Annotated in this window: 4 protein-coding genes; 1 reads left to right on the top strand and 3 read right to left on the bottom strand. The window is 40.2% G+C overall.

Features of this window, described 5'->3' with window-relative positions:
- Nucleotides 1-512: 512 nt before the first annotated feature.
- Nucleotides 513-2903 carry a CRISPR-associated helicase/endonuclease Cas3 gene (locus tag T432_RS0105735; RefSeq protein ID WP_028884528.1) on the top strand — a complete coding sequence of 797 codons (2391 nt, stop codon included), beginning with the start codon at nt 513-515 and terminating at the stop codon, nt 2901-2903.
- Nucleotides 2904-2905: 2 nt separating this feature from the next.
- Here T432_RS0105735 and T432_RS0105730 read toward each other — a convergent pair whose 3' ends face one another.
- From T432_RS0105730 to T432_RS0105720, 3 genes are all read right to left on the bottom strand, one after another.
- Complete coding sequence (locus tag T432_RS0105730) at nt 2906-4507, bottom strand: peptidase U32 family protein (RefSeq protein WP_028884527.1); 1602 nt, start codon at nt 4505-4507, stop codon at nt 2906-2908.
- A 663-nt stretch (nt 4508-5170) separates the two neighbouring features.
- Nucleotides 5171-5914 (bottom strand): fumarylacetoacetate hydrolase family protein, encoded by a 744-nt coding sequence (locus T432_RS0105725; protein ID WP_028884526.1) that lies wholly within the window; start codon nt 5912-5914, stop codon nt 5171-5173.
- A gap of 8 nt (nt 5915-5922) precedes the next feature.
- Complete coding sequence (locus tag T432_RS0105720) at nt 5923-7965, bottom strand: primosomal protein N' (RefSeq protein ID WP_028884525.1); 2043 nt, start codon at nt 7963-7965, stop codon at nt 5923-5925.
- Nucleotides 7966-7970: the final 5 nt, after the last annotated feature.

The raw sequence follows: 7970 nt of genomic DNA, 5'->3' as shown, positions 1-7970 counted from the left end.
GGAAGTAAACTTCAAAAGTTCAGTCACGTTCGCTTGACTGTGTGTTTAAACGACAGATTAAGAAATGAGTTTTAGTTGAATCTATAACTGTTAAGACCGCTTATATTAAAGTTTAATTATTACCCATGTATGAACTCACACATAAAATGCCAGATACTCAACTAGCTTTATTTATAAGTATATTTATCAGTAGTATTACTACAGTAACAGGCAAAAATTTAAAATAGCTTCTAAATCATAATTCGATTTTAAAATTGAATTTTGTTTTACATAGAAATTCATTATTCTTAATCACTTTATGGAAATAATATTACTTTATTATTTATAAGTATTTTTCTATTGATTACCAATTTGAAATTGAGATTAATCTTTTATTTACCTAGGCTCAGGGTAAGTATTAAAATTAACCTCTTGCTTGCAAAAAAGTAAGTGTGTTTAAACAATTTTTAATTGACTTTAATCTGAGTCGTGCAGCCTTAGGGCTGCACATCCATTATTAGGAAATCATATAAATGTTTATAGCACATACTCGGACTTTAGATTCTGTTACCCAACCTCTTGATGCACACCTCATGAATGTTGGCTCCTTATCTGAAAAGTTTGCTCAAAAACTAAACTTGGGGGAAATAGGTGAATTATTAGGCTTGCTTCACGATTTGGGCAAGTTTTCAGATAATTTTCAAAATTACATCAAATACAATTCCTTCAATTCTGATAAAGATGACGCTGAAATAAACAATAACATTCATATTTCAAGAGTGGATCACTCCACTTGCGGTGCTCAATGGATAAAAGACCACTTTTTAAATAGTAATAATAATGTTTTACTTGGTCAAATACTAAGTATATGTATTGCATCTCATCATGGAAAGGGCTTGATAGATGTCATAAATAATAACGAAAAAACTTGGTTTAATAGACTCAAAAAGAGTAGGCTAGAAACCAACTTCCAATCAGCATTATCTAATGCCGTTAATTCAAACAGTATTGCACTAAAAAAAGCTGTCGAATTAAAGGAATCATCATTTGATACTTTCAATAAGCATATTTCAAGCTTATATAACAGCAATAATCTAAGCTATATTGAAAAAAAATTCTATTTGGGTTGTCTTACTAAATTTTTATTTAGCTGTTTAATAGATGCCGATAGGATTGATAGTGCAGATTTTGAGAGCAACACTAGTACCTCAGATAGAAATATATTTAGAAACTACGAATGGGATATTGCCCTAAAAACTCTTGAAAATCACCTTAAAAATTATTCTTCTGAATCTGATATACAAAAAATAAGAGAATCTATTTCAAATAAAGCTTTTGAATGTGGCTCTAAACCTAAAAATATTTTTAAATTTACAGTTCCTACAGGAGGTGGAAAAACTTTATCAAGTTTGAGATTTGCCTTAAAACATTGTTTAGAACACAAACTTGACAGAATTATATATGTAATCCCCTTTACTTCGATAATTGATCAGAACGCTCAAGTTGTTAGAAAAGTCTTGGGGGATGAATGGGTACATGAACATCACTCAAATATAGAACCTGAAGAAGTAACTTGGAAAAACAAGCTAATTTCATCAAATTGGGATAAACCAATAATTTTTACTACCATGGTTCAATTTTTAGATTCATGGTTTAGCATTGGTACTAGAGGTGTTAGACATATTCATCCTATGACTAACTCTGTGATTATTTTCGATGAAATTCAAAGTCTTCCCCTAAAATGCACATACTTGTTTTGCAACGTCATTAATTGGCTTAATCTATATGGCAATAGCTCAATAGTTTTATCAACTGCAACCCAGCCCCCTCTTGAGCTTCTAGAACCAAAGGAAAATGGGGCTCTAAAGTTTGACAATGATTCTGAGATAATTGGTAACCTAAATGAAGTTGATGAACTTTACGATAATTTAAGTAGAGTAAACATCCATTTTGACAGTGTAAAAAAAGATATCGATAAAACATTTTCATTTGTTAAGGAAATCTACAATAGCGAAAATAAAATACTTTTCATTGCCAATACAAAAAAAACAGTCCTGGATTTATTTAACAAATTTAAAGAATATAATTACTCACTGGAAAATATATACGCACTAACAACTTATCAATGCCCTTCACATAGAAAAGCAATTATTAATGAATTAAAAGAAAAATTGCGAAATAATGAAAAGACTGTTTGCATAAGCACTCAATTAATAGAGGCTGGTGTTGATATATCCTTCCAAACAGTTATAAGAGTGCTTGCTGGATTAGATAGTATCGCTCAGGCAGCTGGCAGATGTAACAGGAACAAAGAACAGGATAAAGGAAATTTATATATTATTGATGTTCTTGAAAATTTAGATAAACTTCCAGAAATATCAAATGCAAAAGTTAGTGTCCAAGCAGTTCTCCATGAATTTAATAATGATTTACATAAAATATTAAAACCAGATGCTATTAACAAATACTTTAAACAATACTATGAACTCCAAAGAAATGAATTAATTTACCCAATTGAGTCTGAACAAACATCAATTCTTGATTTGTTGTCAGCTAATTCAGATTGTATTTATCGCAAAGATTTAGATGACCGTTTGCTCAAACAATCTTTTAGAATTGCAGCGGAAAATTTCAAATCAATAGATGCACCTACAAAATCAGTTATATGTCCATATGAAAAAGGCGTGAATTTAATAGCTATACTTTGTGGTGAATGGGATCCTAAAAAGTTTAGAGAAACTCTCATTGAAGCTCAGCAATTTAGTGTGGCACTATACCCTTCCACATGGAAGATGCTACTCGATGAGGGAGCAATTCATCCAATTAACGACACAGGGATCTATTATTTGGATGAAAAGTACTACGATTCAAAATTAGGGTTGAATTTCGAAGGTAATGCACAAATGGGCGAGTTTTACATTTAACCTCACTCCCCGCTCACCCCTGTCAGCTTCACTAACCGCTCTCGCTCGCCCTCGCTCAACAACCGAGCTAACAATGCCCCCTTCTTCCCGTGCATACCAGGGATGCGTGCCTCACGGCCATTGCCAGGAGCGAGGTCGGTGGGCTCCCCGTCTATTTCCATCGCCTCAAGTACTATAACCATATTGCCGCTTGGGTGAATCACTTCCAGTTTATCACCCACGCGGAATCGATTTTTCACCTCGACGGTCGCCCACCCGTCATCATCCACATCACGCACCACCCCTGCAAACTGCGACAATCTAGACACAGAATAACCGTGCAAATAATTCTGATAATCTTGTGTCTGATGGCGCTCGAGGAATCCAGGCGTATAGCCGCGATTCGCCACATTTTGCAAATCAGCTAACAGCTCTGGGTTAAACGGACGTCCTGCAACAGCATCGTCAATTGCCCGACGATATGCATTCGCCACGCGACCCACGTAGTACATCGATTTTGTGCGGCCCTCCACCTTCAGTGAGTCCACACCAATTTTCACCAATCGTTCGACCTGCTCAATTGCACGCAAGTCTTTCGAATTCATAATATATGTGCCGTGCTCGTCTTCCATAATCGGCATATATTGACCAGGTCTATTGCCTTCTTCCAATAGATATACATTATCCGCAAGTGGATGACGTGGAGCACCGCCTACTGAGGCGAATTTGGAGTCTGCTTCTTCACGCATAGCGTTGAAATCAAATCCCTCAAGACCTGCGTTTGGCACACGGAACTCGCTCGATGAACGCCCACCTGTGGAGTTGCGGCTCACTGGCGAACCCACGCCGCCTGGTGAACAAGCCTCGTCCGCTGAGTGACTCACGCCCGCCGCACCAGCTCCGCCTGGTGAGCTACATAAGCCCGCAGCAGACCCCGAACCCCCACCAAATCCAAATCTCTCAGCACCTGGTGCCAGCCTAGCGTCTCCAGCATCGCTTTCCACTGCTGGCAATACTTTATAATCCCATCGGCAAGAGTTAGTACAGGTCCCCTGATTCGGGTCGCGCTGATTGAAATACCCTGACAGCAAGCATCTTCCAGAATAAGCAATACACAATGCCCCATGCACAAACACCTCAAGCTCCATATCAGGACACTCTTGACGAATCTCCTCAATCTCATCTAAGGATAATTCCCGCGACAATATAATCCGACTGATGCCCATTTTTTGCCAGAATTGCACGCCCCAATAATTGGTCGTGTTCGCTTGCACAGAAAGATGAATGACCGCATCAGGCCATCGCTCCTTCACTTTCATGATCAGACCAGGATCCGCCATAATAAATGCATCTGGCTTAAGTTCCATAATTGGTGCGAGATCGTCTAGATAGGTTCGAAGCTTTGAATTATGTGGCAATAAATTCGATGCCACGTAAAATTTTTTGCCCAAAGCGTGTGCCTCTGTTATCGCTTCATGCATTTTTTCGTAACGCACGAATTCATTATTTCTGGCACGTAGTGAGTATCGTGGCTGGCCAGCATACACAGCATCAGCTCCAAAAAAGAAAGCCGTACGCATACGCTCCAAACCACCAGCTGGTAGTAGAAGTTCAGGTTTTTTCATATTGTATTTTTTAAGCAAGACACCATTGCCAACTATGAGCGGAATGCCCATAGCCGCAAAACTGTTACAGTGATTTTATAAAAATTTAGCTTAATTTGAAAAATTTTCTTCTAAAAATTTATCCATGCTAATCACATATTTTTAGTAATTATCATCGATCATTTTTAAAGGTCGAAATTCCCTTTCCATAGTTGGTTCATAAGATAGTTGAAGAGTAACTTGGAAATAAAGAATAAGCTGCGATCGTCTCGTAATTTGTCTTTCGCTTTTTTGAAGCGAAGAAATTAATAATATTTGTTATAGAAATAAAGCTGGATGCGATGTTTACTAAATATACAAATAAGTCATCGATAAGTTTTATGTCCTTGACTTTATACCTTGCACCTATATCACGCAGTAATATCGTATCTTTTATGGATGAAACATAGTTATGCTTCATTTCATACGAAGGCAGATTAAATAACTCTGGCAATGCCCCCTCATCCAGATAATTTGCATAACTCGAGCGGTTTTGCTCTATCTCATTAAGTGCACAATATTCATTGAAATTGTAGGGAAATTGTTAAAAACATAAAATCTTATAAATCTTATTTGAAGATTTAACTAGATTTTTTCAACCACACTTGAAAATTTACTCAAAAATCCAAAATTTTCAACTACAACCTAAAAATATTCGACCCTCAAGTCCTGCAAGCCTTCCACAGAGCCGTGCAATTTATCGCCCCTCACAACGGGACCTACACCACTTGGAGTACCAGTCATCACTAAATCGCCTGCTTTAAAATCATAGAATTTAGCAAGATATGCAATGCATTCATCGATTGTCCAAATAAGATCAGATGTAACACCGTCTTGACGCACTTCATCGTTTACCGTCAACTTTATGCCCACATTATCCATCCACGGATTCGCCAATGCAGTCTTTTCTGTAAGCTCTCCGAGAATTACGGAATCTGCAAAATCCTTCGCCCCATCCCATGGAAAGCCATTCTTCTTAGCCACAGATTGCAAATCACGACGAGTCATATCAAGGCCAACGGCATATCCGTATATCGCATCGAGAATTAGCTCCTTGGTCAGCCCTGAGTCCGCACCCGCACCCGCATCCAATTCCTTTCCAAATGCAAGCACAAGCTCCACCTCATGGTGCAAATTACTCGTACCCAGCGGATATGGCACACGCAAACTTTCTTGAGCATGCGAATGTGCTACATGGCACGCAGATTTAATAAAAAATATTGGGTCGGTCTGGCTTTTGTCCACTGGCTCATAATTCATTTCAGCGGCGTGTTCTTGATAATTGCGGCCGATACAAAATATGCGGCCCACGGGAAAACGCTCTTCTTTACCGTAAATTGCGATAGTTACTGGCTTTAAGACAGGGAATACAGTTTTACATTCAGACATGGCACACCTTAAATTGATAGAGGATCGACCTCTATATGATAGCGAATTTTTGATGACTTAATATTATCAATCTGTGGCAATATCTCGTAAACCAGCCCATGCAGGCTCGCACGCGAGTTCGATTCAAGTAAAAGCTGAGCTCGCTCCACATTCGCCACTCGCACGATTTGCAAGGGAACTGGGTCGTATATACGAACATCGGATGAGGGCGAGGACATTGCCACAATTGCGACTTGCTCAAGGAAAGCAAGGGCGTCGTTTACGTCTCGAGCTTGAGCCGTAAATAAAATTTGATAGCTATATGGTGGCAATGCAGCCTCTTCCCGCTCAGCCAGTGCATTTTCAGCGAACTTCTCGTAATCTTGGGCGACAAGGGCGTCGTACAAAGGGTGTTGCTCGAACTCGGTCTGCACCACCACAAGGGAGTCCAAAATATGCCGCCCAGCACGACCAGCCACCTGCAAAAGCTGTGCGAAAAGCCGCTCGCCAGCACGAAAATCTTCGTTAAATAACATAAGATCAGCATTTAGAACGATAACAAGGCTCAGTTTCTTGAAATCATGCCCTTTTGCGAGCATTTGTGTGCCTACGATAATATCGACTTCTCCCTTAGTCGCTTTCGAAAACAGATGCTCCGCAGAGCCCTTACGACTCGTGCTATCTGCATCGATACGCAATATGTTCGCACTCGGGAAGGCCTCTTTAAGCCCCTCTTCAAGCTTTTGTGTTCCATAACCTAGTGCCGATAAGTCGATCTCCCCGCAATCGGGGCAATGCTTCGGAACCGAGCTACTAAAGCCGCAATGATGGCATTGGAGCACATTTGTTTTTCGCTTTAAATCGCGATGCAAAACCATATGTACCGAGCAATTTGGGCAGCCACTTACCCAGCCGCAACTTCCGCATCGAAGTACTGGGGCAAAGCCTCGACGATTGAGATAAATCATGACCTGCTCTCCTACTTCGAGCTTTTTAGAAATAAGATCCATAAGCGGCTCGGCGATTCCATTATGCGTTTTAATTTTCTTGGTATTAAGTATGCGAATGTTCGGAGGATAGCCAGAACTGGCCCTCTCCTTTAAACTCAGTATTTTGTAGCGGCCAGTTTGAACGCCCCTCCAAGTCTCAAGAGATGGTGTGGCAGAGCCTAGCACAACAGGCACACCAAGCTGTTGCCCACGCCAAATAGCTAAATCGCGGGCCGAATAGCGAAGACCGTCCTGCTGTTTATAGGAAGTATCGTGCTCCTCATCAACTATGATAAGACCGATATTTTCAAATGGCGAAAAAATGGACATGCGTGTTCCAATAACTATTTTCGCTTCCTGCCTTTGCATGCGAACCCACGCATCAAGGCGCTCCCCGTCGGAGAGAGCACTGTGCATGATGAGCACGGAGGCATTTCCAACTTTATGGGCAAATCTGGCACGAATTAATGCCTCGAATTGTGGTGTGAGATTGATTTCGGGCACAAGAAAAACGACTTGATGTCCCTTTTCGAGAACTGCTTCTGCTGCATTTAAGTAGACTTCTGTTTTTCCGCTTCCAGTTATGCCATGAAGGACCACCGTCTCAAATCCTCTTATTGATTTAATATATTCGGCCGCAGCCTCCTGATCGGGATTTAGTTTGGGGGCAATGCTCTTGTGCTCCATCTCCTGCAGCGGTTTTTTCTTTTTATCGAGCCTATAGACGGGGCTGGTTCGGGTTTTGCCACGATATGCTTTTATATTTCTAAGAGGTGGTGCAAGTACAGGAAGTATGACCTCTCCTATGGGCCTAATATAGTATTTTGAAGCAAACTCACAAAAGTTTAACCATTTTTCTGAAAACGGAGGCAAATCGTCGAGCACTTCGAGAATTGGTTTTTGTTTTTCTGCAGGGACGGCCGTTTCACTTAGCAGCTCGATAACTACTCCAATAAGCTCCTTGGTACCAAATTCGACTATTACTCTTTGTCCACGCTCAACCCTCACGCCTTCAGGAATGATATAGTCAAAGTTGTAAAAAAGAGGAATATCGAGGGCTACTCGACACCATTTTTTATCCATTTTTA

Source organism: Taylorella asinigenitalis ATCC 700933 (genome assembly GCF_000687755.1).
Classification (GTDB): Bacteria; Pseudomonadota; Gammaproteobacteria; order Burkholderiales; family Burkholderiaceae_B; genus Taylorella; species Taylorella asinigenitalis.
The sequence above is the reverse complement of the archived record's forward strand: the minus strand, read 5'-3'. Positions and strand labels throughout refer to the sequence as shown.

Bases quoted from the DNA above. Each gene is read 5' to 3' on its own strand.
- T432_RS0105735 (WP_028884528.1), top strand. From the start codon at position 513: ATGTTTATAGCACATACTCGGACTTTAGATTCTGTTACCCAACCTCTT.
- T432_RS0105720 (WP_028884525.1), bottom strand. From the start codon at position 7,965: ATGGATAAAAAATGGTGTCGAGTAGCCCTCGATATTCCTCTTTTTTAC.
- T432_RS0105730 (WP_028884527.1), bottom strand. From the start codon at position 4,507: ATGAAAAAACCTGAACTTCTACTACCAGCTGGTGGTTTGGAGCGTATG.
- T432_RS0105725 (WP_028884526.1), bottom strand. From the start codon at position 5,914: ATGTCTGAATGTAAAACTGTATTCCCTGTCTTAAAGCCAGTAACTATC.